Origin of the sequence: Microbacterium sp. K27, from assembly GCF_004794435.1 — a bacterium.
Taxonomy (GTDB): Bacteria; Actinomycetota; Actinomycetes; order Actinomycetales; family Microbacteriaceae; genus Microbacterium; species Microbacterium maritypicum_A.
Genome location: NZ_SSDK01000047.1, coordinates 172,492 through 197,529 on the forward strand (window position 1 = coordinate 172,492; position 25,038 = coordinate 197,529).

General features: G+C 69.5%; 24 protein-coding genes. 16 read left to right on the forward strand and 8 right to left on the reverse strand.

What is annotated here, in order from left to right; all coding sequences use genetic code 11:
• Positions 1 to 49: 49 nt before the first annotated feature.
• Positions 50 to 565 carry a GNAT family N-acetyltransferase gene (locus tag DW307_RS17635; protein WP_136025340.1) on the reverse strand — a complete coding sequence of 172 codons (516 nt, stop codon included), beginning with the start codon at positions 563 to 565 and terminating at the stop codon, positions 50 to 52.
• Positions 566 to 643: 78 nt separating this feature from the next.
• Here DW307_RS17635 and DW307_RS17640 point away from each other — a divergent pair, with 78 nt between their 5' ends.
• On the forward strand, positions 644 to 1,474 hold the full coding sequence (locus DW307_RS17640; RefSeq protein ID WP_136025341.1) for a sulfite exporter TauE/SafE family protein: 831 nt from the start codon (positions 644 to 646) through the stop codon (positions 1,472 to 1,474).
• Between the two features lie 120 nt (positions 1,475 to 1,594).
• Here the strand turns inward: DW307_RS17640 and aspS are convergent, their stop codons facing one another.
• Entirely contained in the window at positions 1,595 to 3,376 is a 1,782-nt protein-coding gene (gene aspS / locus DW307_RS17645) for an aspartate--tRNA ligase (RefSeq protein ID WP_136025342.1), read from the reverse strand.
• A 136-nt stretch (positions 3,377 to 3,512) separates the two neighbouring features.
• Between aspS and DW307_RS17650 the strand changes: the two genes are divergently transcribed.
• Positions 3,513 to 3,893 (forward strand): DUF5684 domain-containing protein, encoded by a 381-nt coding sequence (locus tag DW307_RS17650; protein ID WP_021198042.1) that lies wholly within the window; start codon positions 3,513 to 3,515, stop codon positions 3,891 to 3,893.
• Between the two features lies 1 nt (position 3,894).
• Positions 3,895 to 4,524 (forward strand): histidine phosphatase family protein, encoded by a 630-nt coding sequence (locus tag DW307_RS17655; protein ID WP_136025343.1) that lies wholly within the window; start codon positions 3,895 to 3,897, stop codon positions 4,522 to 4,524.
• 72 nt (positions 4,525 to 4,596) lie between these two features.
• Here DW307_RS17655 and DW307_RS17660 read toward each other — a convergent pair whose 3' ends face one another.
• Positions 4,597 to 5,502, reverse strand: coding sequence for an NAD(P)/FAD-dependent oxidoreductase (locus DW307_RS17660; protein ID WP_136025344.1), 906 nt, complete (start codon positions 5,500 to 5,502; stop codon positions 4,597 to 4,599).
• Positions 5,503 to 5,559: 57 nt separating this feature from the next.
• Here DW307_RS17660 and DW307_RS17665 point away from each other — a divergent pair, with 57 nt between their 5' ends.
• The 5 genes from DW307_RS17665 (at position 5,560) to ccsB (ending at position 10,296) form a co-directional block, all read left to right on the forward strand.
• On the forward strand, positions 5,560 to 5,964 hold the full coding sequence (locus tag DW307_RS17665) for a MerR family transcriptional regulator (RefSeq protein ID WP_031206901.1): 405 nt from the start codon (positions 5,560 to 5,562) through the stop codon (positions 5,962 to 5,964).
• A 63-nt stretch (positions 5,965 to 6,027) separates the two neighbouring features.
• Positions 6,028 to 6,678 carry a TlpA family protein disulfide reductase gene (locus DW307_RS17670; RefSeq protein WP_021198977.1) on the forward strand — a complete coding sequence of 217 codons (651 nt, stop codon included), beginning with the start codon at positions 6,028 to 6,030 and terminating at the stop codon, positions 6,676 to 6,678.
• 16 nt (positions 6,679 to 6,694) lie between these two features.
• Positions 6,695 to 7,480, forward strand: coding sequence for a cytochrome c biogenesis CcdA family protein (locus DW307_RS17675; protein WP_029265955.1), 786 nt, complete (start codon positions 6,695 to 6,697; stop codon positions 7,478 to 7,480).
• A gap of 52 nt (positions 7,481 to 7,532) precedes the next feature.
• Positions 7,533 to 9,317 carry a cytochrome c biogenesis protein ResB gene (gene resB / locus DW307_RS17680; RefSeq protein ID WP_081859705.1) on the forward strand — a complete coding sequence of 595 codons (1,785 nt, stop codon included), beginning with the start codon at positions 7,533 to 7,535 and terminating at the stop codon, positions 9,315 to 9,317.
• Positions 9,318 to 9,321: 4 nt separating this feature from the next.
• Positions 9,322 to 10,296, forward strand: coding sequence for a c-type cytochrome biogenesis protein CcsB (gene ccsB / locus DW307_RS17685; protein ID WP_021198980.1), 975 nt, complete (start codon positions 9,322 to 9,324; stop codon positions 10,294 to 10,296).
• 120 nt (positions 10,297 to 10,416) lie between these two features.
• On the opposite strand, the gene DW307_RS17690 is transcribed toward ccsB, so the two are convergent.
• The 3 genes from DW307_RS17690 to DW307_RS17700 all read right to left on the reverse strand — a co-directional run bounded on the left by DW307_RS17690 (position 10,417) and on the right by DW307_RS17700 (position 15,910).
• Positions 10,417 to 11,007 carry a 2'-5' RNA ligase family protein gene (locus DW307_RS17690; protein WP_231479854.1) on the reverse strand — a complete coding sequence of 197 codons (591 nt, stop codon included), beginning with the start codon at positions 11,005 to 11,007 and terminating at the stop codon, positions 10,417 to 10,419.
• Between the two features lie 131 nt (positions 11,008 to 11,138).
• Positions 11,139 to 13,112: a YhgE/Pip domain-containing protein gene (locus DW307_RS17695; RefSeq protein ID WP_136025345.1), complete on the reverse strand. Its 1,974-nt coding sequence runs from the start codon at positions 13,110 to 13,112 to the stop codon at positions 11,139 to 11,141.
• Positions 13,109 to 15,910, reverse strand: coding sequence for an MMPL family transporter (locus DW307_RS17700; RefSeq protein ID WP_136025346.1), 2,802 nt, complete (start codon positions 15,908 to 15,910; stop codon positions 13,109 to 13,111). The genes DW307_RS17695 and DW307_RS17700 overlap by 4 nt, the downstream gene beginning before the upstream one ends.
• 131 nt (positions 15,911 to 16,041) lie before the next feature.
• Between DW307_RS17700 and DW307_RS17705 the strand changes: the two genes are divergently transcribed.
• Entirely contained in the window at positions 16,042 to 16,665 is a 624-nt protein-coding gene (locus DW307_RS17705; protein ID WP_029259786.1) for a TetR/AcrR family transcriptional regulator, read from the forward strand.
• Between the two features lie 42 nt (positions 16,666 to 16,707).
• Here the strand turns inward: DW307_RS17705 and DW307_RS17710 are convergent, their stop codons facing one another.
• The gene (locus DW307_RS17710; protein WP_136025347.1) at positions 16,708 to 17,691 is read right to left on the reverse strand and encodes an o-succinylbenzoate synthase; all 984 of its coding nucleotides are present in this window, start codon (positions 17,689 to 17,691) and stop codon (positions 16,708 to 16,710) included.
• Between the two features lie 40 nt (positions 17,692 to 17,731).
• Positions 17,732 to 18,751 carry a GNAT family N-acetyltransferase gene (locus tag DW307_RS17715; protein ID WP_136025348.1) on the reverse strand — a complete coding sequence of 340 codons (1,020 nt, stop codon included), beginning with the start codon at positions 18,749 to 18,751 and terminating at the stop codon, positions 17,732 to 17,734.
• 119 nt (positions 18,752 to 18,870) lie between these two features.
• On the opposite strand from DW307_RS17715, the gene DW307_RS17720 reads away from it, so the two are divergent.
• From DW307_RS17720 to DW307_RS17750, 7 genes are all read left to right on the forward strand, one after another.
• Positions 18,871 to 19,203 carry a PadR family transcriptional regulator gene (locus DW307_RS17720; RefSeq protein ID WP_029259789.1) on the forward strand — a complete coding sequence of 111 codons (333 nt, stop codon included), beginning with the start codon at positions 18,871 to 18,873 and terminating at the stop codon, positions 19,201 to 19,203.
• 1 nt (position 19,204) lies between these two features.
• Positions 19,205 to 20,209: a permease prefix domain 1-containing protein gene (locus DW307_RS17725; protein ID WP_136025349.1), complete on the forward strand. Its 1,005-nt coding sequence runs from the start codon at positions 19,205 to 19,207 to the stop codon at positions 20,207 to 20,209.
• 9 nt (positions 20,210 to 20,218) lie between these two features.
• Positions 20,219 to 21,139: a 1,4-dihydroxy-2-naphthoyl-CoA synthase gene (locus DW307_RS17730; RefSeq protein ID WP_021198989.1), complete on the forward strand. Its 921-nt coding sequence runs from the start codon at positions 20,219 to 20,221 to the stop codon at positions 21,137 to 21,139.
• A gap of 28 nt (positions 21,140 to 21,167) precedes the next feature.
• Positions 21,168 to 22,322: an AMP-binding protein gene (locus DW307_RS17735; RefSeq protein WP_029259791.1), complete on the forward strand. Its 1,155-nt coding sequence runs from the start codon at positions 21,168 to 21,170 to the stop codon at positions 22,320 to 22,322.
• Positions 22,323 to 22,348: 26 nt separating this feature from the next.
• Positions 22,349 to 23,140 (forward strand): class I SAM-dependent methyltransferase, encoded by a 792-nt coding sequence (locus DW307_RS17740; RefSeq protein WP_029259792.1) that lies wholly within the window; start codon positions 22,349 to 22,351, stop codon positions 23,138 to 23,140.
• Positions 23,141 to 23,201: 61 nt separating this feature from the next.
• Positions 23,202 to 24,380 carry a sensor histidine kinase gene (locus DW307_RS17745; RefSeq protein ID WP_136025350.1) on the forward strand — a complete coding sequence of 393 codons (1,179 nt, stop codon included), beginning with the start codon at positions 23,202 to 23,204 and terminating at the stop codon, positions 24,378 to 24,380.
• The gene (locus DW307_RS17750; RefSeq protein ID WP_021198993.1) at positions 24,377 to 25,012 is read left to right on the forward strand and encodes a response regulator; all 636 of its coding nucleotides are present in this window, start codon (positions 24,377 to 24,379) and stop codon (positions 25,010 to 25,012) included. The genes DW307_RS17745 and DW307_RS17750 overlap by 4 nt, the downstream gene beginning before the upstream one ends.
• The last annotated feature ends 26 nt before the right edge of the window (positions 25,013 to 25,038 follow it).

Below are 25,038 nucleotides of genomic sequence, written 5' to 3' on the forward strand. Positions count from 1 at the left end.
TCTGGTGAACGGACGGTGGCGAGCCGGTGGCCGAACAGGGCCGCGGAGCTCAGCCCTGCGGCACGCTGTACTTGAAGCCGCGGTGCGAGCCGACGTAGCCGAGCCGCTCGTAGAAGCGGTGCGCGTCGGTGCGGGCGGCATCGGAGGTGAGCTGCACCATCGTCGCGCCGACCGCGGGAGCCGCGGATTCGCCCACCCAGCGCATCACGGCGGAGCCGATGCCCGACGAGCGCAGACTGCTCTGCACGCGCACGGCCTCGACGAGCAGCCGCCGCGCGCCGCGGCGCGCCATCCCGGGGATCGAGGTGAGCTGCAGCGTGCCGACGATCGTGCCGTCGAGCTCGACCACGAGCAGATCGTTCGACGGCTCTGCCAGGATCTCGACGAGCCCGCGTGCGTACGCGGGACCATCCTCGTCGGACGCCACATCGCCGCGGGCCGCGCTGATCGGGTCGTCGGCGAGCAGTGTGATCACGGCATCCGTGTCGTCGACCGTCGCACGGCGCAGGAGCGCGGTTCCGATACGCGATTCGAGCGGCTGGGGCAGCGGGAGGGCGTCGAGCATGCCTCCAGTCTGCCAGCGCCCGCGTCCGGTGCGAGCGCGGATGCGGGGGTCGTGCCGACTCTCTGGAATCATGGCGAGGTGGATATCGGCGCCGTGCTCGGACTCGAGCAGCTCACGTGGGGGGTGCTGCTGCTCGTGGTGATCGCCGCGTTCTGCGCCGGCTGGATCGACGCGGTCGTCGGCGGGGGAGGGCTGCTGCAGCTTCCGGCGCTGCTGCTGATCCCCGGCATCTCCCCGGTGCAGGCGCTCGCCACCAACAAGCTCGCCTCGGTGTTCGGCACCGCGACCAGCAGTGTGACCTACTACCGACGAGCCAGACCCGACCTGCGCACTGCCGTGCCGATGGCGATCATCGCGTTGATCGGGTCCTTCGGCGGAGCAGCCGTCGCGACGGTGCTGCCGCCGGCCGCGTTCAAGCCGATCATCGTGATCGCGCTGCTCGCGGTGGCACTGTTCACCGCGTTCCGTCCGCAGATGGGCGCCGCGACCCAGTTGCGGTTCCACGGCCACAAGCACCACATCATGGCGGGTGCCGCGGGGCTCGGCATCGGCTTCTACGACGGCATGATCGGACCGGGGACCGGGACCTTCCTCGTGATCACCCTGGTCGCGCTGCTCGGCTACGACTTCCTGCAGGCGAGCGCCAAGGCCAAGATCGTCAACCTCGCGACGAACGCGGGGGCGCTCATGCTGTTCATCCCTCACGGCGCCGTGCTGTGGCTGCTCGGTGGCATCCTCGCGGTCGCGAACGTCGCCGGCAGCTACCTCGGCTCGCGGATGGCGATCTCGCGCGGGACCACCTTCATCCGCGTGGTCTTCCTCGTCGTCGTGGTCGCACTGATCGCGAAGCTCGGCGTCGACGTGTGGAACGAGAACATCGTTCCCGCGTTCGCGGCGCTCTCGTCCTAGGCTCGAGATGCTCTGCGGCGCGCGGCCTGGGGGATCAGGCAGAAACGCCGGATCAGGCAGGTTCTTCGCAGAACCGCCTGATCCGGCGTGTGTGCCTGAGCTCGCGCGAGGCGGTGGGCGTCAGGCCTCGTCGTCCTCGGGCTCGTAGTCGACACCGGCCTCGGCGCGCTGCGCGTCGGTGATCGGTGCCGGGGCGGAGGTCAGCGGGTCGAAGCCGTTGCCCGACTTCGGGAACGCGATGACCTCGCGGATCGACTCGGTCTTGGTCAGGTGCTGCAGCACGCGGTCCATGCCGAGTGCGATCCCGCCGTGGGGCGGTGCGCCGAACTTGAACGCGTCGAGCAGGAAGCCGAACTGCTCGTCGGCCTGCTCGTCGCTGATGCCCATGACCTCGAACACACGCTTCTGCACGTCTTCGCGGTGGATGCGGATCGAGCCGCCACCGAGCTCGGAGCCGTTGCAGACGATGTCGTAGGCGTAGGCGAGAGCGGAGCCGGGGTCGGTGTCGAACGTGTCCTGGAACTCGGGCTTCGGGCCGGTGAACGCGTGGTGCACGGCCGTCCAGGCACCCGCGCCGACGGCGACGTCGCCGGAGGCCACGGCGTCGGCTGCCGGCTCGAACATCGGAGCATCGACGACCCAGGTGAACGCGAACTCGTCGGGGTTCAGGTAACCGAGCCGGCGGCCGATCTCGACGCGCGCGGCGCCGAGCAGCGCACGGCTCTCCTTGGTCGAACCGGCGGCGAAGAAGACGCAGTCTCCGGCTTCGGCGCCGACGAGCTCGGCGAGCCCGGCCTGCTCGGCCTCGGACAGGTTCTTCGCGGCGGGGCCACCGAGCGTGCCGTCCTCGTTGAACAGGACGTAGGCGAGGCCGCGTGCGCCGCGCTGCTTGGCCCAGTCCTGCCAGGCGTCGAGCTGCTTGCGCGGCTGCGAGGCGCCGCCGGGCATACGCACCGCACCGACGTACTCGGCCTGGAAGACGCGGAACGGGGTGTTCTGGAAGTACTCGGTCGCGTCGACGAGCTCGAGGCCGAAGCGCAGGTCGGGCTTGTCGGAGCCGTACTTGGCCATGGCGTCGGCGTAGGTCATGCGCGGCAGGGGCGTGGCCACCTCGACGCCGATCGTCGCCCACATCGCCACGATGAGCGACTCCATGAGGGTGATCACGTCTTCCTGGTCGACGAAGCTCATCTCGATGTCGAGCTGCGTGAACTCCGGCTGCCGGTCGGCGCGGAAGTCCTCGTCGCGGTAGCAGCGCGCGATCTGGAAGTACTTCTCGACGCCGCCGACCATCAACAGCTGCTTGAACAGCTGGGGGGACTGCGGCAGGGCGTACCAGCTGCCGGGGCTCAGACGAGCGGGCACCAGGAAGTCACGGGCGCCCTCAGGCGTCGAGCGGGTGAGGGTCGGGGTCTCGACCTCGGTGAAGTCGTCGGCGTGCAGCACGTCGCGGATCGCCTTGTACACGTTCGAGCGCAGACGCAGAGCAGCGGCCGGGGCCGGGCGGCGCAGGTCGAGGTAGCGGTACTTGAGGCGGGCTTCCTCGCCCACGGTCTCGGTCTCGGCGAGGGCCGTGGAGACCTGGAAGGGCAGAGGCGCGGACTCGTTCAGCACCTCGACGTCGGTCGCGATGAGCTCGACCTCGCCCGTGGGCAGGTTCGGGTTCGCGTTGCCCTCGGGGCGCAGAGAGACCTCGCCGGTCACCTTCAGCACGAACTCGTTGCGCAGCGGGTGGGCGATCTCCTCGTCGCGGATGACGACCTGGGCGATGCCGGAGGCGTCCCGCAGATCGATGAAAGCGACTCCTCCGTGGTCACGACGGCGATCGACCCAACCCGAGAGGGTGACGGTCTGACCGATGTGCTCGGCTCGCAGAGAGCCTGCCGAGTGGGTGCGAAGCACGGAGTATTCCTTCTGATCTGGGAAATGGGGAACCCGCCCATTCTACGGGGGCGGTCGGGAGGTCTTCGGCCCGGTCACCCGCCCCCGGGCCGGCATATCAGTAGGATCGCCACGACACAGCTCTTACACAGAAAGGGTGCACGTGGACAACAACGGCATCTCCGATCTCTACGCATCGATCTTCTCCGGTACCACGGGCCTGATCGCGCTCGTCTTCTACATCCTCGTCGCCATCGGGCTGTGGAAGGTCTTCACGAAGGCCGGATACCCCGGCATCCTCGCGATCATCCCGATCGTGAACCTCGTCTTCCTGGTGAAGATCGCCGGATTGTCCGGCTGGTTCGCACTGCTCTACCTCATCCCGATCGCGAACCTGATCCTCGCGATCATCGTCGCGTTCAAGCTCGGCGAGCGCTTCAACAAGGGCGGGGTCTTCTCGTTCTTCCTGCTGTTCCTCTTCCCGTACATCGGGTACCTGATCCTCGGCTTCGGGGATTCGCGCTACAGCAAGGCGTGAGATGACGGCGTCCCGGTTGCACCTCGTCCGACACGGCGAGGTGCACAATCCGGCCCGCGTGCTCTACGGTCGTCTTCCCGACTACCACCTGAGCGACGCGGGCCGGGGGATGGCCGCAGCGGCCGCCGACCATGTGGCGGCGCTCGACCGTCCCGTCTCCGCGCTCTACGCATCGCCGCTCGAACGCGCGCAGGAGTCGGCAGAGCCGTTCGCCGAGCGCTTCGACCTCGTGCCGGAGATCGACATCCGTCTGATCGAGCCGACGAACGTGTTCGAGGGGACGCAGATGCGTCGCTCGCTGATGAATCCCATGAACTGGTGGCACCTGCGGCAGCCTTCGCTGCCCAGCTGGGGCGAGCCCTACTCGTCCATCGCGGAGCGGATGCTCGGTGTCATGGACGAAGCCTGGGACGCGGCGCCCGACGGCGACGTCGTGATGGTGTCGCACCAGGCGCCGATCTGGATCACCCACCTCCGCGTCGCGGGGCTTCCGCTCCGGCACGATCCGCGCACCCGACGCTGCGCCCTGTCGAGCGTCACCTCGTTCGAGCGCGTCGGCGACGTCTGGCGCGAGGTCGCGTACGCCGAGCCTGCGGCGACCGGCGGCGCCGTCGATGTCGGGGCCGTCTGATCCCCGTCCTCGAATCGCGCGAAGGGCGCCGTCCTGATGACGGACGGCGCCCTTCGCGCGATTCGAGCGCGGTCAGTGCTCAGCGGCCAGCAGCGACTGGATGATGCCGACCGCCGCGAGCTGACCGGCAGCCGCGGCCAGCAGCACTGAGGCCATGGGCCCGGGAAGGGTCGCGCGGTGCGCGAGGTCGCCTGCAGCGAAGACGCCGGGGCGCGAGGTGCGTCCGAACTCGTCGATCTCGATGCACCCGGAGTCGAGCATTCCCAGTCCGAGCTGGGCGGCGAACGGCGACCGCTGGCGCATCTCCCCGGCGGAGATGAAGACGCCGTCGACGACGCTCTCGTCGGTGTCCGTGTGAACGCGGACACCTCCGTCGACCTTCTCGACGGAGGTGACCGGCGTGCGGCGCACCTGCGCGCCTTTCGCCTCGAGAGTTCGGATCTCGTCGTCTGCGAACTCCTCCCCGACGGGTGCGACGGTGATGTTCCCGGCGATCCGACCCAACAGGCCGATGAGGTGCTCGGCCCGAGGTGCGGCGCCGATGATGGCGATGTCCCTGCCGGCATGCTCGTGTCCGTCGCAGAACGGGCAGCTGAAGGCGAATGTGCCCCACAGGTCGTGCAGCCCCGGGACATCGGGAAGATCGTCGGCGACGCCCGTGGCGAGGACGACCCGACGGCCCTCCGCGACGATGCCGTCGGACACGCCCACGACGAACGCGCCCTCGACGCCCGAGACGCTCGTCGCCGCCGCGTCGCGGATCTCCACGTCGTCGTACTCCGCGAGCTCGGCGCGGGCGGTCGCGCGCAGCTCCGACGGTGGCATCCCGTCCGCGCCGATCATGTTGTGCATGTGCAGGACGGTGCCGTTGCGGTACTCGCCCGAATCCAGGAGCAGAGTCGAGCGGTGCATCCGTCCGAGGGTCAGGGCGGCCTGGAGTCCTGCCGGTCCTGCGCCGATCACGATGGCGTCGTACATGGGGGTCCTTCCGGTGGCGGGGTTGCTTTCCCCGTCAGTCTGTGACTTCATGTCAACATGAAGTCAAGCGATGCGCACCCCTGGTCCGTCGGCGACGTGGCCGAGCGCTTCGAGCTGCCGACGAACGTGCTGCGGCACTGGGAGTCGGTGGGGCTGCTCACTCCTCCGCGCGACTCCTCAGGGCGGCGGCGCTACGGCGAGGACGAGGTCGTGCGCATCGCCGTGATCCAGCGCAGCAAGGCAGCGGGGATGAGCCTCGAACAGATCGCGGTGCTGCTCGACGACGGGAGCGCCGGGCGGCACCAGGTGTTGCAGCAGCACCTGGACGACATCGATCGCCGTATGGAGGAGATGCGTCGATCGCGCGAGATGACCGAGCACGCGATGGGCTGCCGCGCGCACGACATCGCCACCTGCCCGCGTTTCCGCGCGGGTGTGGACGACGTCCTGGCGCGCTTCTGATGGGCCTCCGAAGGGTGCTCGTTTCCGGCTCGCGCATAGGAAGCTCTGCGTAAACTCGGAGTCGTGCCAAGCGAATCGACGGTCCGTCCGATCCGCAGCGGCCGCTCCTCCCGCACACGGCGCTCGCGCCGTGCGGTCGGTGCCGCGCTCGCTGCGGTGCTCGCCATCGGTCTGAGCGCCTGCGCTCCCGATCCGGTCAGTGAATCGTTCCTGAACGGCGAGAACACCGGTTATGTCGCCGCCGACGGGGCGATCGTCGAGATCCCGGTCTCCGAGCGCGGTGAACCCGTCGTCTTCAGCGGAGTGACCGAGAAGGGCGAGGAGTTCGACAGCGCCGACATCGCCGGACAGGTCGCTGTCGTCAACTTCTGGTACGCCGGCTGCGCGCCGTGCCGCCTCGAAGCAGCCGATCTGGAAGGTGTCTGGCAGGACTTCCGCGATCAGGACGTCGCGTTCATCGGCATCAACACCCGTGACCAGGCGGACACGGCAGTGGCCTTCGCGAACGAGTACGGTGTCACGTACCCGAGCCTGATCGACGTCGACACCGCCCAGGCCAAGCTCGCCTTCGCGAAGGAGACGCCGATCGCCGCGACGCCGACGACCCTCGTGCTCGACAAGCAGGGCCGGGTCGCCGCGCGCATCATCGGCCCGATCGACGGCAAGTCGATCCTCTCCACGCTCGTCAAGGACGCCCTCGCGGAGACGTCGTGACCACCCGGCGAACGTCGTGAATCCCGAAGCGATCATCGGATCCGGGGCCCTCTGGATCGCGATCCCGGTGGCGATGCTCGCGGGACTCGTCTCGTTCCTCTCCCCGTGCGTGCTCCCGCTCGTCCCCGGCTACCTCGGCTTCCTCGGCGGTGCCGTCGCGCCTCGGTCGACCGCTGCTGCCGGTGCGGAAGGCGGGACGAAGACGCAGACCACCGAAACCGCGACGAGGGGGCGGCTCGTCGGGGGCGTGCTGCTGTTCATCCTCGGGTTCACGATCGTCTTCATCCTCTACACCGTGCTCGGCGGAACGGCCGGGGTCTTCCTGCTGCAGTGGGGCGACCTCATCACCCGCATCCTGGGCGTGGTCATCATCGCGATGGGCCTCGTGTTCCTCGGCCTCTTCGGCTTCGCGCAGAAGGAGTTCCGCTTCCACGTCGACTCCAAGGCGGGGATCGTCGGTGCGCCGCTCCTCGGGGTGGCGCTCGGGATCGGCTGGGCACCGTGCATGGGGCCGACGCTCGCGGCCATCCTCGCCCTCTCCTTCAACGCCGGCGATCCGGTGCGCGCAGGTTTCCTCGGCCTGGCCTATTCGCTGGGCCTCGGGATCCCGTTCCTGCTCGTCGCCCTCGGCTTCGGCTGGGCGACGAAAGCGGTCGGCTTCCTCCGCCGCCACGTCCGGGTCGTCAACATCGTCGGCGGCGTGATGCTGATCCTGCTGGGCATCCTGATGGTGACCGGCCTCTGGACCGACATCATGTCGCGCCTGACGGCGGTGATCGGAAGTGTCATCCTCCCGCTCTGATCGCTCCACGACGTCCACCAGCTCCGACAAGAACCCCCGCACTGAGAAGGCCATGACCAAGAACAAGGGTGCCGCGAACAGCGACTCCAGCGATCCGCTCCGCCCGTCCGACCACGTCGACGGCGACGACTCGATCACCCAGCCGCGGCTGGGGTTCGTCGGCTGGCTGCGCTGGGGCTGGCGTCAGCTGACCTCGATGCGCACGGCGCTCATCCTGCTGCTCGTGCTCGCGATCGCCGCGATCCCGGGCTCGATCTTCCCGCAGCGGATGGCCGACCCGAACGGCGTCACGCAGTGGGAGCGCGACAACCCCGACCTCTTCCCGGTGCTCGACGGGCTGAAGCTGTTCGATGTGTACCTGTCGCCGTGGTTCTCGGCGATCTACCTGCTGCTGTTCGCTTCGCTCGTCGGGTGTGTGATCCCGCGCATCAAGCACCACGCCAAGGCACTGCGCGCGCGTCCGCCGCGCACTCCCGCTCGACTGCAGCGACTCGAGGACTACCGTGCGATCACGCGCGATCCGTCCGCGGACTCGGGCACCAGGACCGGTGACGCCGAAGCGGAGGCGGCCGCGTCCATCGACGTCGCGACGAAACAGCTGAAGGCCCTCGGTTACCGGGTGGAGCGCTACGACCGCGGACGCACGTTCTCGGTCTCCGCCGAGCGCGGCTACTGGCGCGAGACCGGCAACCTGATCTTCCACCTCGCGCTCGTGGGCGTGCTGGTCACGGTCGGCATCGGCGGCGGCTTCTCGTACACCGGTCAGCGCGTGCTGGTGGAGGGGGAGACGTTCGCCAACACGCTCCTCGACTACGACTCGATGAACCGCGGTCGCTTCGTGGGTGACGATGCGTTCGCCCCGTACTCGATGCGCCTCGACTCGTTCGATGTGACGTATCAGCCGTTCGGCGAGCCCGGCTCCGGACAGGCCGGCGACTTCTCCGCCAACGTCACGGTGCAGGAGAACGGGGAGGAGCGCACGGGGTCCGTCAAGGTCAACGAGCCGCTCGGGGTGGCCGACGACGACGTCTTCCTGCTCGGCAACGGCTACGCGCCGACCGTGACCGTGCGCGACCCCGAAGGCAACGTGGTGTTCACGAACAGCACCCCGTTCCTCCCGCAGGACAACAACATGACCTCGCTGGGCGTGCTCAAGGTGCCGGACGGGCTGGCCGAGCAGGTCGGCCTGGTCGGATTCTTCTACCCGACGACGGGTGTGCTCGAGAGCGGCGCGTTCTTCTCCGCGTACGGCGACCTCACGAACCCGACGCTCACGCTAGACGTGTACACGGGCGACCTCGGCATCAACGAGGGCGTGCCGCGCTCGGTCTACGTGCTCGACACCACCGGGATGACAAAGCTCACCGGCCGCACCACCGACGTGAAGTCGATCGAGCTGGCCCCCGGACAGACCGCGCAGCTGCCCAACGGCCTCGGCTCGGTGACCTTCGAGGACGAGTCGCCGGCCGGCGCGACGGATGCCTCTGAGTCGGTGAAGCGTTTCGCCTCGCTGCAGATCCACCGCGACGAGTCCGGAGTGTGGGTGCTCGGCTTCGCGCTGCTCGCCCTCGGCGGCCTCATGATCGCGCTGTTCGTTCCGCGCCGACGCGTGTGGGTCAAGGCCACGGCGCACGATGGCGAGATCGCCCTCGAGTACGCGGCCCTCGCGCGAGGGGAAGACCCGACGCTCGCGGCAGCCGTGGAAGACCTCGTCGCCGGTCACGCCCGACTGCTCGATGCGGCCGGGGGCACCACGGCGCGCCCACCGATCGATGATCCCGCGGACGAGTCCGCCGAGCCGGAAGCCCCGGCAACCGACACCCGGAAAGTAGACTGACACCATGCTCGAGCTCAACGTGATCTCGCCGGTCCTGCTCTGGACGGCGATCGCGATCTACGCGGCGGCCTTCGTGGCGTACGCCTTCGATCTCGCGCGGCGCTCGCAGGCGACGGCCGATGCGCAGAACGTGCGCGAGTCTGTGCTCGTCGGGGCCGGTGGCGGCAGCATCACCGCATCCACCGGCGCTCCCGTGGCAGACGCCGCTCCGCAGCGATACGTGATGGCCCGGATCGGCACCTCCCTGACCGTGCTCGGTTTCCTCTTCCACCTCGCCGCCGCGGTCACCCGTGGCATCGCGGCAGGCCGGGTGCCGTGGGCCAACCTGTACGAGTTCGCGATGATGGGCACGCTGCTCATCATCGCGGTGTACCTCGTCGTGCTCACTCGCATCGACCTGCGCTTCCTCGGTACCTTCATCACCGGCCTCGTCGTGGTGCTGCTCGGCCTCGGTGCGACGAACTTCTACGTCGATGTCTCGCCGCTGATGGACCCGCTGAAGAGCGTGTGGCTCGTCATCCACGTGTTCGTGGCCTCGGTCGCGACGGCGTTCTTCGCCCTCGCATTCGCACTGTCGGTGATCCAGCTGATGCAGTCGCGACGTGAGCGACTTCTCGGCGAAGGCGCGAAGAAGACCGGGCCCGGCTTCCTCCGTACCTTCCCGAACGCCGTGCGCCTGGAGAGCCTGGCGTACATGTTCACCATCATCGGCTTCATCCTCTGGACCTTCACGCTCATCGCGGGGTCCATCTGGGCCTACTACGCCTGGAGCCGTTTCTGGGGCTTCGACGTCAAGGAGACCTGGACCTTCGTGATCTGGGTCATCTACGCCGGATACATCCACGCCCGTGCGACGCGCGGCTGGCGCGGCAACCCCTCGGCCTGGCTGGCGATCGTCGGGTTCTCCGCTGTGATCTTCAACTTCACGATCGTGAACGTCTTCTTCAAGGGCCTGCACGCCTACTCCGGCCTGAGCTGAGTCTGCCTCCGGCTGCGAAAACGGAGACCTCCCGGCTTCGTCCCGGCGCGTCTGAACAAGACACGTGGGGCGGGGTGCGGGAGGTCTCTGTTTTGGCCGAGGGGCGAGCTGGGCCGAGGGTCAGCCGCCGAGAGGGAGGACCTCGGCGTACTCGATGCCGTCTTCGTACCAGACCAGCTCTGCTTCGGCGATGACCTCGGTGGGCGCGGGTGAGAGCGGGCGGACCTCGGCTTTCACGAACCGCGACCAGTCGGCCGCGTCGAGGGTCTTGCCGTAGAGCACCGACAGGTGGAACGTCCAGTCGGCCAGCGGGAGTTCGCCGAGGCGGCGGTAGTCCGTGGCGTCCAGCGCGGCAGTCAGGGTCGAGTATGCCGAGATGAGCGAGGCGCTCCGGGCGAGGCGCACGATCAGGATCTGCCAGGGCAGGGGGAACTCGTCGACGGCCTCGGCGCTCACCTCGATCGGTTCTTGCTGTGCCGCCCAGGTGCGGATCAGCGCGGCGAGTTCCTCGCGCCGCTCGGGCTCAAAGAACCCCCGGAGCGTGACGTGTCCGGTGTGCGGACGCCGCGCCGGGATACCGAGGCGATCGAGCGCGGTCTCCTGGATCTTCCGATAGACCTCGGCGACCGCACCGGAGGGCCGGAGCACGAGGTACTGCTGCCCCTCGAGGCTCGCGAGTTGGTCGGGGGTGTCCATGAACGGTCGACGCATGTCAGGATCCTAGGTCGCGGGCGACGCGTGCCGAAACGGAGACGGTCACAGGCGCGGCCCGGCGCGTCATGCATCGACGCGCCGGGCCGGGCACTGGTGGTCTCCGTTTTGGCAGGGAGGTGCGGACGACGTCAGGCCGTGGCGAGGACCGCCTTGGCCGAGGTCGTGCGTCGCAGCGTCACCGCGAGCGTCGTGGCCACGAGCGACAGCACGCCCCAGACAACGAGTGCCGCGACCGCGGAACCGCTCGGCGTGATCAGCCCCGCGAAGGCCGGAGCCGTCGGGAGGGCGGCTCCGATGCCAGCCAGCCAGTCCGGCACGGTCGAGATCAGGCCGGTCGCGACCGCGAGCACTCCGACGAGGGCGGAGATCCAGCGCCCGACGCCGCCGAACAGGGCGACGAGGGCCTGGTTCACGGCGGCGAACACCACACCGGCGAGCACGGCCGTGCCCGCGAACGCCCACCAGGTGCCGGCGTCATAGCTCGCCACGATCTGCACGATCAGCGACACCAGGAGGCCCTGAGCCGCACCGACCAGCGCGGCCGGGGCGAAGGCCCGCAGCGCGAGAGTAGCGGATGACCGGCGCGAGGTGAGGGTGCGAGCGGTGTGCGCGCGCATCACCACGAACGACGCGAGACCGCCGAACCAGAGCACGACCGCCGCGAGCAGCGGGATCGCCGTCGGGCCGAAGATGGTGTTCATCGACGAGTTCGACGACACCGGGTCGGCGATCACCGAGGCGAGCGACTTCGACTCGGTGTCGCTGAACGAGGGCAGGGAATCGGATGCCGTGCGCAGCCCGCCTGCGAGGTCACCTGTGCCGGTCGCCAGGGTGTCGAGCCCGGTGGTCAGTTCGGTGGCTCCGTCGGCGAGGGCGGTCGCTCCGCCGGAGAGCTGGGTCGCGCCGGAGGCGAGGCCGCGGGCGCCGGTGGCCGACGCTCCGATGCCCTGGTCGGCGAGCTGGGTGAGGCCGCCTGCGAGCTGGGTGGCGCCTGCTCCGGCCTGCGACATGCTGGAGGCCAGCGTCGTGAACGTACCGGGGAGGGCGGCGACGCCATTCGCGACCTCGGGCGCGTTGAGGATGCCGGATGCCGTGCCGGCATCCGTCGCGACGGAGCCGGCCTGCGTTGCGAGGGAGGTGTAGAGCGCGCACTCGGCCTGGTCCGCGACGGGCGGTGTGCAGGCGGCCTGCGCCATTCCGCCCAGCTGCTGGGCGAGAGCGACCGAGTCGTCTGCGGCGGAGCGTGCGGATGCCGAGGCGCTCTGGATCCCGCCGACGAGCTGCTGAACCCCGGCGACGCTTCCTTGCAGCTGCGCGCCGCCATCGGTCAGTCCGGCCCCGATCGCACCCGCGCCGGCCGCAGCCTCGCGCGTCTTGCCCGCGATCGTGTCGAGCCCGGAGGCGAGCGACGATGCCCCCGTCCCGAGCTCACCCGCACCGGAGGCCAGCTTCGTGGCGCCTTCGGGGATCGCTGCCGCTCCGGTGGCGGCATCGCGCGCGCCGTTCGCGAGCTTCACGGCGCCGTCTGCCGCCTCGCCGATCTGGTCGCCGATGGTGGTGAAGCCGACGAGGATGTTCTCGGTCGTCGCCTCGGAGAGCATCGTGCCCATGGTCGAGGCGGCGACGTCCGCGATCTGCCCGGTGATGAGGTCGTCGGCGACGAGTCCGTCCTCCGGGGTCGTGACGGTGATGGTGGCCTGCTCGGCCTTTCCTCCGCCGTCGGAGATCGCGGTGCCGGCGGAGGTGGCAGCGGACGAGAAGTCCTCGGGGATGGTGATGACGGCCTGGTAGGAGCCGTCGGCGAGACCGTCGGCGGCGTCGTCCTTGTTCGAGATCACCCACGTGAGGTTCGAATCGAGGTCGTCCGACCCCTCCACTAGACCCGAAGCGAGCTGGCGTCCGAGGGGAGTCATCTGACCGTCGATGGTCACGGGCTCGTCGAGGTTGACGATGGCCGCGGTCATCGAGTCCAGGCGTTCGGTCGGGTTCTGCAGCGCAGCGACGAGGATGCCGCCCACCGCAGCCGGCAGCAGCAGCACGCCGAGGATGGTCAGCCAGGTGATGGGCTTGCGGGAGCGCGCGCGCTCGATGGGGAGGGTCATGCGGTCACCTCGGTGGAATCTGCGGTACTCCGGCGAGGAGCACGCGTGTCGAGAGTCTGGGGGTCGGGCCATCCGGCCTCGGCGAGGACGGCACGTGCCGAGTCGGCATCGGAGGCGGTGGCGAACACCGCGAGCGTGCGGGAGGCCGCGGCATCGCGCAGCATGGCCGTCGCCTGGTCACGCTGGCCACCTGTCAGGCGGTCGAGTCCGTCGATCACGACGATCTGCGACTTCCCACGGAGCGCTTCGGAGAGGTCGCCGAGTGCGGCATCCGCGTCGTCGACCAGCACGCAGCCGACGTGCGCGCGCACCCAGGCCGCACGACCGGGGAGCAGGTGTCCCGCGACGCGGAGCTTCCCGTCCGTCGGCACGAGGCGTCCGGCGACCGTGAGGGCCAGGGCCCGACGAGTCCGCAGATCCCCGCCCGTCGCGATGACCGCACCGCCCTCGGCGATGCGCATCGACAGGCCCTCGACGAGCGGCGCATCTGCGCTGATCTCGAGGTCGTCGGCCGCGACGACCGATCCGTCGCCGGGCCAGGCGGCCAGGTGGCGTTCGCGTTCGACCGCCTCGCCTTCGACGTCGACGCGGGGGAGGATCTTCTCCAGCCAGCGCGGGAGCTCCCAGGCACGCTCGCCCAGGATCGCCATGAGGGCGGGGATCAGCGTCATGCGCACCAGGAAGGCGTCGAATGCGATACCGGCGGCGAGGCCGAGTGCGATCGGTTTGAGCGACGAGTCGCCCTCGGGGACGAACGCGACGAAGACCGCGAACATGATGAGCCCGGCCGCGGTGACGACCTTCGCCGAGCCGGTGAAGCCGCTGCGCACGGCCCGGAGCGCGGCGGCCCGCCGGGTGGCACGGTTCGGGCTCGTCGCGTCCTTGTCATGCACGAAGTCCTCGCGCATGCGGGAGACCAGGAACACCTGGTAGTCCATCGCGAGACCGAACAGCACGCCCATCAGGATGATCGGCATGAAGCTGATGATCGGCCCGACCTTGGCGACGTGCAGCAGATCGGCGAACCAGCCCCACTCGAACACCGCGCCCACCACGCCGAAGGCGGCGACGATCGACAGCAGGTAGCCGACGGCGGCAGTGATCGGCACCCAGAGCGAGCGGAACACGATGGTCAGCAGGATCAGCGAGAGGCCGATCACGAAGATGCCGAAGGGCAAGAGCGCGTTCCCGAGCTGGTCGGAGATGTCGATGCCGACGGCCGTGAACCCGGTGACCTTGAGGTCGATGCCGAACTCGTCGAGCCATTCGTCGTGATGGCTGCGCAGCTCGCGCACGAGATCGGCGGTCGCCGGGTCGTCGGGGGCGGTCTCCGGGATGATCTGCACGATACCGGTGTCGGCCGTCTCGTTCGGCGTCGCGAGGGCGACCTCCTTGACGCCGGGGACCTTCGCCACGGCGTCGCCGAGATCTTCCATCAGGGTGAGCGGATCGGTGGAGGTGACGATCGTGCCGGTGAGGATCAGCGGACCGTTGAACCCGGGGCCGAACTGCTCCCCGACGAGGTCGTAGTTCTGGCGGGCCTCGGAGTCCTTCGGGAGCACACCGGCATTCGGCAGCGCGAGGTCGAGGCTCAGCGCGGGAACGGCCACGATCCCGAGTCCCAGGACGACGGCGAGAGAAACCAGCACGGGGTGCTTCATGACGCCGCCGACCCAGCGGGCGCTGCCCTTCACCGGGGCGACGACGTCCTTCGGCTCCTCCGACGCGTCGGAGGCGGTGCTCTTCTTCGCCTTCGACGCCTTGACCTTCTTCGGGCGGCCGACGACCCTGCCCTTCATGAAGCCGAGCAGAGCCGGGGTGAGGGTCACGGCGATCGCCACGGCGACGGCGACCGCGGCGGAGGCGGCGATGCCCATCGTGGTCAGGAACGGGATACCCGCGAAGCCGAGGCCGATCAGCGCGATGAGCACAGTGACGCCCGCGAACACGACAGCGGAGCCTGCGGTTCCGACGGCGCGCGAGGCGGACTCCTCCGGGTCCACGCCCGCGCGCACCTGATCCTGATGTCGAGCCATGATGAACAGCGCGTAGTCGATGCCGACCGCGAGCCCGAGCATGAGCGCCAGCAGCGGGGTGGTCGAGGAGACGGTCGCGAAGGCGGTCGCGGTGAAGATGCCGGCCATCGAGATGCCGACGCCGAGGATCGCGGTGAGCAGGGGGAGGCCCGCCACCACGAACGAGCGGAACGTGACGATCAGCACGAGCAGGGCGATGAGCAGTCCGACTGCCTCGGTGAGCGTGACGCCGGGGATGGAGATCGCGAAGAGGTCGCCGCCGAGCGAGGTCTGCGAGCCCGCGGGGAGCTCGGCGTCGAGGTCGCTCACGACCGAACGCAGCGCATCCTTCGTCTCGTCCGAGACGTCGGTGGACTCGCCGTCGAACTGCACGCGCACGATGGCGGCGGTGTCGTCGTCGTTGATCATGCCCTTGACCATCTCGTCGTACGGCGAGGTGGCCGCGAGAACACCGTCGAGGTCGCTCAGCTCGTCGACCGCGCCCTCGATGTCGTCCCGGTACTCGTCATCCGTGATCTTGTCGCCGTCGGCCGCGACCACGATGAACTGCGCGTTCGTGCCGCTCACCTGCGGGAACGAGCGGGAGAGCTGCTCGAGCCCCGCCTGCGACTCCGTCCCGGGGATGGAGAACGTGTTGTCGGTTCCCGCGCCCAGCACGAGCGCTCCGGCGCCGGCGAGGCCGAGCGCGAGCAGCCAGGACACGAGGACCCGCCACGGGTGCCGGAAGGACCAGCGTCCGAGTGAGGACAAAAGTGTGGACACGCGTTCCTCCGAGGGGTGCGGGGTGGATACACAGGTGTATCCAATACATAGATGTATCGTAAGGTGACCCGCCCGGCCAAGCCTGTGTGCGGGGTGTGAATCATGCGAGAGTGAAGGGTCAGGAGGTTTCGATGTCGACACCCGCAACCCGCAGCCGCGAGAACACGCGAGCCCGCCTGCTCGAGGCGGCGGCGCAGGTCTTCGCCGAAGTCGGGCTCGATGGAGCGTCGGTGGAGGCCGTCTGCGAGCGTGCCGGGTTCACCCGCGGTGCGTTCTACTCGAACTTCGAGTCCAAGGACGAGCTGTTCCTCATGCTCGCCGCCAGCGTCTCCGAGGTGCGCGTGAACGCGGTGCGCACCCGCGTCGAGGAGCTGACGGCCGCCGGTGCCCTGGTCGAGGGGTGCGATCCGATCGACCTCGTGCAGCAGATCATGGAGCTCGGCGGAGACGACCGTCTCGGTGTCATGCTGCTCAGCGAGATCCGTATCCGTGCACTGCGCGACGCGAAGTTCGGCGAGGCCTACCTCGCGCAGGAGCGCGAGATGGTCTCGAGCATCGCGCAGATCGTCGACGACATCGTCACCGCCGGCCTGCTGCGCCTTCGCCTTCCGGCCGAGACGGCTGCCCGCATGCTCATGATCATCTGGGAGGGCATGACCGTGCGCGGCGCCATGGCGGGCCAGGATGACGCCCAGCTGCGGCACTCCGGTGGCGAAGAGCTCGGTCGTCTGGTGCAGCTGCTCATCGAGCAGTAGTCCGCAAGTTCGCCGGGGTGGAGGTGGAGAGGTCCACCCTGCTCAGTGCGCGCTGCTCGAGAGCTCGTAGTGGCAGCGGGCGAGTCGGGCGAACCACCACTCGCGACGCTCGTCCGACGCGGCGAGACGGTTGAGGGACTCGGCATCGGGCGTCACGTGGCCGACCGGGATCGTGCCGTCGACGGGACGCAGGTCCGCCACGTCGTCGAGGAAGAGCGACGCCGTGCCGAGCCCGCAGTCGTAGTCGAGCGACGGGAGCGCGGCAGCGAGTGCGGCCCCCTGTGACAGGCCGACCGCCGTGTCCAGCGCACTGGAGACCACGACGGGCAACCCCGCGGCGGTGACGATCTGCAGGGCGTGGGTGATGCCGCCCAGCGGCTGGGCCTTGATCACGAGCAGATCCGCGGCGCCGGCACGTGCGACCGCGAGCGGGTCGGTCGACTTGCGCACGCTCTCGTCGGCCGCCACCGGGATGCCCATGTACTTCACGCGCCGGCGCAGTTCCGCCAGCTCCGGCACCGTCGCGCACGGCTGTTCCACGTATTCCAGGTCGTACTCGCCGAGCGCGTGCACTGCGTGCTCGGCCTCGTCGACGTTCCACGCGCCGTTCGCGTCGACGCGGACGCGTCCCTCCGGCCCCATGACCTCCCGCACGGCGCGCACTCGCGCCACGTCGTCGGCCAGGGTCTGGCCCGGTTCGGCGACCTTGACCTTGGCTGTGCGGCATCCGGGGAACCGTGCCAGCAGCTCGGGCACGCGCTCCGGATCGATCGCCGGCACCGTGGCGTTCACGCCGACTCGGTTGCGCAGCGGCTCCGGCTGCGCACGCCACGCATAGTCGATCGCGGCGGCGAGCCACGTCGCCGCCTCCGCATCCTCGTACTCCACGAATGGGGAGAACTCCGCCCACCCTTCCGGCCCCTCGAAGAGCAGGGCCTCCCGCACGTCCACGCCACGGAAGCGGCTGTGCATCGGGAGGGCGACGACCCTGGCCGAGTCGAGCAGGTCTGCGAGTGGCGGGATCATGTGCCCATTCTGTCCCCGCGGAGTCTCTGAGCGCCGCACGTCAGGCCAGGTGTTTCTGCAACTCGCCCATCCGTTCGGTGGGGGCGAACCCGAGCAGGGTGTTGACGGCGAGCATGTGGGCATTCGACTCGGCGTTGTAGGTGTAGACCGCCCGTGCCTGCGGCGCCGCGTGCTGCAGCAGGCGGAGATTGGCGATCTTCACCGCGGTGCCGAGGCGGTGGCCGCGATCCGAGCCACGTACGAGTGTTCCCCACTGGTAGGCGTTGCCGTCGTCCCCCGACACGACCAGCTGCGTGTAGGCGACCGCCTCGCCCCGCGGGTCGAGGGCGATCGTGCCGATCGACAGGCGGTTCTGCCGGACGAGGAGGTCCTCGTGCTCGCGGATGCTCTCCACATCGGGCTTCGCGGGTTCGATGTCGAGATCGCCGCTGGGCGCCTCGGTGTCGATCGAGGCATCGAGGATCGCCCAGCCTTCGACGACATCATCCGGTACCGGCCCGACCCAGCTGCGGATCGTGTAGCCCTGGATCGCGGCGGCGATGTCGGCATCGATGCCGTCGAGCACCGTCGGCGCGACGGGGAGTGTGAGCCTGTTCTGCACATCGCCGAGCGCGAGCGCGTAGCCGTGTCGACGAGCGAACTCCCGGCCAGGGTCGCCGGAGCCGTCGGAGCCGAGCTCGTACCGCCACGAGGTGTCGCCCTGCGCGGTGGTGCGTCCGGCGGCCGCGGCTTCGCTTTCGAGGAAGGCGAGGGCGGCGGACCCGACTCCGCGCCGTCGGTGCGCGAGGGGCACATCGATGTCGAGGTAGGCGACGTGCGTGTTGTCCTTCAGTGGGAGGGTGAGGCTCGCGGCACCCACGACGAGGCCGTCGTCGTGCAGCAGGAAGGCGCGCCGCTCGTTGACCCGTGACTCCTGCTGCAGCTCGCTGCGGGTCTCCTCCCGGGACCAGACGGGGATGTCGTCCCCGCGGTCTGCGCGCTCGGCGGACGCATAGGCGTCCCACCAGGCATCCACCGCAGCGGCGTCGAACGGGTCGATGCGCGTGATCTCGAGCGTCATGTCTCCACGGTACTTTCCCGCCTCGACACTTTCCCGTCTCGATGCTCTCCTGTCTCGCCTTGGATCGCGCATAAATGTGTGATTGACAATGGTGTGTGACGCACAGTAATGTGATCGTCATGAACGAGACGCTCGACACGCACCTGCAGGAACTGCGGCGCGGCACCGTGGTGCTCGCCTGCCTGCAGCTGCTGCGCACGCCGGGGTACGGCTATTCGCTGCTCGAGCAGCTCGAGCAGCGCGGCTTCGCTACCGACGCGAACACCCTCTATCCGCTGCTCCGCCGCCTGGAGAAGCAGGAGTACCTCACGAGCGAGTGGAACACCGACGAGGCGCGGCCCCGCAAGTTCTACCGCACCTCCGACGCCGGCATCCGCCTCGCCGACACCCTCACCGACGAATGGCGATCACTCACCACCGCGATCGCGTCCCTCACCGCAGAGGAGAACTGACATGACCACGACGTTCACACTCACCGAGCGCTACATCAGCGCGACGATCCGCAGTCTGCGCCCCGACGCCCAAGCCGACGTCCGCGCTGAGCTCGAGGCCTCCATCGCCGACGCGATCGAGGCCAGGGTCGAGCAGGGGGAGGCACCGGAGTCGGCAGAGCGCGCAGTGCTCACCGAACTCGGCGACCCGGGAATCCTGGCCGCAGGCTACGCGGATCGCCCGCTCTACCTCATCGGGCCGCGCTTCTACTTGACCTGGTGGCGGCTGCTCAAGCTGCTGCTGATCATCGTGCCCGTCTGCGTTCTGGGCGGCGTCGCGCTGGGACAGACCATCTCCAACGCCCCCGTCGGGGAGATCATCTCGACCTCGATCCTCGCGACCGGTGGTGCGATCCTGCACATCTGCTTCTGGACCACGCTCGTGTTCGTCATCCTCGAGCGCTCGAACAGCACGACCGCGATCGAGAAGTGGGATCTGGATCAGCTGCCGGAGCCGACAGAGAAGGGAGTGGGGCGGAGTGAGCTGATCGCCTCGCTCGTCTTCCTCGGCATCGCGATCGGTGCTCTCCTCTGGGATCGCTTCCGTGGTTTCGTCCACGTCGACGGCGGGGCGTTGCCGATCTTGAATCCGCAGTTGTGGCCGTGGGGGATCGGCGTCCTGTTACTGCTCATCGTCGCGGAGGCGGTGTTCGCCGTCGTCCTCTACCGCAGGGGACGCTGGAGCACCGGACTGGCCGTGGTGAACACGGTGCTCGCCGTCGCGTTCCTCGCCTGGGTTCTCGTGCTGCTGCTGACCGGTGACCTGGTGAATCCGGAGTTCCTCGCGCAGATCACCGCAGCAGGCGGGGAGGAGTTCGCGTCAGGGCAGGCGGAGTCGGCCGACGAAGGCGGGGTGTTCCGCATCCTCGCCGTCCTGTTGGGGTTCGGCATCGCGGTGGGCGTCGGTTGGGACATCGTCGACGGCTGGATGAAGACCTGGCGGGCGCGGCGTGGGCGCGAGGAATAGGCTGGATACGTGACCACCGCATTCGTCTCCGATCTGTTCGACCCGGCCGAATGGGTGCTCGCGCCCGGGGCGGAGGACTACACCGACATCACCGCTCACGTCTCGCGAGACGGCGGTGTCGCACGCATCGCGTTCAACCGGCCGGAGGTGCGCAACGCCTTCCGTCCGCACACCGTCGACGAGCTCTATCGCGCACTCGACATCGCCCGGCAGGATGCGCGCATCGGCGCGGTGCTGCTCACGGGAAACGGACCGAGCCCGAAGGACGGCGGCTGGGCGTTCTGCTCCGGCGGCGACCAGCGCATCCGCGGTCGTGACGGGTACAAGTACTCCGACGCGGAGACGGCGATCGTCGACGGGGCGAGCCGCGCAGCGGTCGGCCGCCTGCACATCCTCGAAGTGCAGCGCCTCATCCGCTTCATGCCCAAGGTCGTCATCGCGGTGGTGCCGGGATGGGCTGCCGGTGGCGGACATTCCCTGCACGTGGTGTGCGATCTCACCATCGCCTCGGCCGAAGAGGCGCGCTTCAAGCAGACCGATGCGGATGTCGGCAGCTTCGACGCCGGCTACGGCTCGGCGTACATGGCCCGCCAGACCGGTCAGAAGTTCGCCCGTGAGGTGTTCTTCCTCGCCGAGGAGTACTCGGCGCAGCGTGCCTACGAGATGGGCGCCGTGAACCGGGTGGTGCCGCATGCCGAGCTCGAGCGCGAGGCGCTGAAGATGGCGCGCACCGTACTCACGAAATCTCCCACGGCGATCCGCATGTTGAAGTTCGCCTTCAACGCGGTCGACGACGGATTGGTCGGCCAGCAGGTCTTCGCGGGGGAGGCCACCCGCCTCGCCTACGGCACCGACGAAGCCGTCGAGGGCCGCGACTCGTTCCTCGAGAAGCGCGACCCGGACTGGTCGTCCTTCCCCTGGCACTACTGACCAGGGCAGCCCAGAGTCGGAGACGCGCATGACCGCCCTGATCCCCACGGATGCCGAAGATCCGGTTCGCCTGCGAGATGCCCTGCAGCGCGCGCTCGACGGCGGTCCGGCGCTGGGGCTCGGGATGGTGGCCGGCGCCCCGGAGGACGTGGCGGACGGCCTCGCCGCCGTGATCGCGACCTCGGGGTCGAGTGGGGTGCCGAAGCGGGTCGCGCTCAGCGGGGAGGCCCTGCGGGCGAGCGCCGAGGCCACGGCCGCGCGGATCGGGAGCGGTCGCTGGCTGCTCGCCCTTCCCGCCGGCTACGTGGCGGGACTGCAGGTGCTGGTGCGCTCGATCATCGCGGACACGCAGCCCGCGCGGATCGAGGGCCGCTTCTCGCCGACATCGTTCGCCGAGGCGACCCTCGAGATGCTGCGGCTGTCGCCAGGGGCCGGGGTCCCGGACCTGTTCACGTCGCTCGTTCCTGCGCAGGTCGCGACTCTGCTCGATGCCGCGGACGACACCGCCGTCCGTGCCGCATTGACGGCCTACCGGGCGATCCTGGTGGGCGGGCAATTGCTCCCCGAACCGTTGCGCGAGCGTGCCGCCGATCTGGGGGTGCGTCTGGTGCGCACCTACGGTTCGACCGAGACCAGCGGCGGCTGCGTCTACGACGGCGTTCCTCTCGACACGGTCGGCGTGCGCACGGTCGACGGCGAGCTGCGTATCGCGGGCCCCATGCTCGCCGAGGGATACCTCGGTGACGGATCGCTGACCGCGCGCACGTTCGTGCGCGACGAGCACGGCATCCGCTGGTACCGGACCGGGGATCTCGGTCTCGTCGAAGACGGTGTTGTCCGGGTGCACGGCCGTGCCGACAACGTGATCGTGTCCGGAGGGATCAACATCTCGCTCGATCGTGTCGAGCGGGTCGTCCGCCGGATCGCGGGTCTGCACGAGGCGGTGGTGGTCGGCGTGGAGGACGAGCGCTGGGGCGAGGCGTCCGTGATCGTCGCGGCCCGGGGCGAGGTGCTGCGTCGCAGCGAGTCGGAGCAGCTCGAGCAGGCGCGCGACGCGGTCGAGGACGAACTCGGCAAGCATGCCCGACCGGGCCGTCTGATCATGGTGGACGAGATCGAGGTGCTGTCCTCCGGCAAACCCGACCGCGAGGCCATCCGCCGCATGGTCGCGCAGCTGCACTGAGGGCGGGCTCTGCCAGACTGAACCGCATGGCCTCGTACACGCATGGACATCACGAATCCGTCCTCCGCTCGCACAACGTGCGCGACATCGCGAACTCGGCCGCGTACCTCCGCCCCCACCTCACGTCCACGACCCGCCTTCTCGATGTCGGCGCGGGCCCCGGCAGCATCACGGTCGACTTCGCCGGCATCGTCGCGCACGTGACCGCGACCGAGATCGACGAGGATGCGCTGTCGCTCTCCCAGGGACTCGCGGCCGACCGGGGCCTGACGAACCTCGACTTCTCTGTCGAGGACGTGCACGCACTGGGCTTCGCCGACGACTCCTTCGACGTCGTGCACGCGCATCAGGTGCTGCAGCACGTCGGCGACCCGGTGCAGGCATTTCGGGAGATGCGCCGCGTCACTGTTCCCGGCGGGATCGTCGCCGCGCGCGATGCCGACTACGCGGGCTTCCTCTGGTTCCCCGTGCTGCCCGAGCTCGACCGCTGGCTGGCGCTGTACCGTGCGGCCGCACGAGCCAACGGCGGCGAGCCGGACGCCGGTCGCCGTCTGCTGTCCTGGGCGCGGGCCGCAGGCTTCGCCGATATCACCGCGACGGCCTCCACGTGGTGCTACTCGTCACCCGCCGAGCGTGCCTGGTGGGGTGGGATGTGGGCCGACCGCATCCTCGAATCCGCCCTCGCGCGGCAGCTCGTCGACAGCGACATGGCCACGCGCGCCGATCTGCAGGAGATCAGCGATGCGTGGAGGCGCTGGGCCGACGACGGCGACGGCTGGTATCTGGTGCCGCACGGCGAGATCCTCGCCCGCGCCTGACGGACGCGGATACATCCCGCGACGGATGCCGGCGCGAGGGCCCCTCGCGTAGCGTGGGGGAGTGATCCGCCCGCTGTCCCGCACCGCGCTGATCCTCGACATCGTCGGGGCGGCGCTGCTCTTCCTCGTGCTCGTGCCGATGTCGCTGGTGTTCTACGGGCCCGGAACGGGGAACACCGCGATCGGGGGAGCAGCGGTCGCTGGCATTGTCATCGCGAGCGTCCTGATGTCGGGCGGCGTCGCCATCGGCCGGCTCGCCCCCGGGTGGGCGCTCGTTGCCGCATGGGCCGGCGCCGTGCTGCAGATGCTCTCCGGGTTCGGACCGTTGCCGATCGACATCGCGATCCTGCTCGTGCTGTACGCCACCTCCGCCTGGGGCACACGCCGCGTGCTCTGGTGGGGATTCGGTTCGGCGCTGTTCGGCGGCCTGGTCGCTGCCGTGTTCATGGTCATCGTCAACGGCGTCGCCTTCGGCACGGGCAGCGGGTGGGAGAAGGTCAGCGCGGGCACACTGCTGCTCGTCGTCTCCGTCATGGCGCTCGGGTTCGCCTGGGTGTGCGGGCTGCTGTGGCGCGTCGTCCTGCGCGCTCGCCGCACCCGGTCGGCCCAGCTGCAGGCGGAGTCGCTCGCCGCGGAGGAGCAGGAGCGGGTGCGGATCGCGCGCGACATGCACGATGTGGTCGCCCACTCGCTCGCGGTGGTGATCGCGCAGGCCGACGGGGCCAGGTACGCGGCCGCGGTGAAGCCCGAACTCGCGACCGAGGCGCTCGGCACCATCGCCCAGACGGCGCGTGGCGCCTTGAGCGACGTGCGGATGCTGCTCACACAGCTGCGGCACCGGCAGGGCGACGGCCCGCAGCCCACGCTCGCCGACCTCGAAGCGCTGTTCTCGCAGGTGCGGCAGGCCGGAATCGAACCGCGGGTCACCGTCGACCCGATGCCGCCGGGGGAGCCGCCGGCGGCCATCCAGCTCGCGGTCTACCGCATCCTGCAGGAAGCGCTCACGAACGCGATCCGGCATGGGGACGGCGCGGTCGACGTGCACCTCGCCTGGCTCGCGGACCGCGTCGACGTCGATGTGCGCAACACCGTCACGGGGGAAGCGACGGTGTCTCCCGGCGGGCACGGTGTCATCGGCATGCGCGAGCGTGCGCAGCTCGTCGGCGGTAGTCTGCAAGCCGAGCGCCGAGGGGCACAGTTCGTCGTCCACGCCACGCTCCCGATCGGAGTCTCCGAATGATCAGAGTCGTGCTCGTCGACGACCAGGCGCTCTTCCGTGCCGGGATCCGCATGCTCGTCGCCTCCCAGCCCGACCTCGAAGTCGTCGGAGAAGCCGGCGACGGCAAGGAGGCGCTCGAGGTCGTCCGCACGACCCGGCCCGACGTGGTGCTGATGGACATCCGGATGCCGGTCATGGACGGGCTCACGGCGACCGCCGAGATCCTGGCACGCCCGGAACCGCCGCGCGTCGTCATGCTCACGACGTTCGACCTCGACGAAGCGGCGGCACGGGCCATCCGGCAGGGCGCGAGCGGCTTCCTCCTCAAGGATGCCGATCCGGAGTTCCTGCTCGCCGCGATCCGCACGGTGCACTCGGGCTCGAGCGTGATCGCCGCCGCCGCGACACGCGACCTGTTCGAGCACTTCGCCGAAGCACCCAAGCCCGTGCCGCCGCAGTACGCCGACCTCACGGACCGCGAGCGGGAGATCTTCGCGCTCGCCGCCCGGGGGCTCTCGAACGCCGAGATCGCCGGCCGGGAGTACCTGAGCGAGGCGACCGTGAAGACCCACATCAGCCGCATCCTCAGCAAGCTCGCGCTGCGCGACCGCGTACAGCTGGTGGTCTTCGCGTTCGAGCACGGCCTCGCCTGAACGCCGTTCCGCGGGCGGAGTCCGCG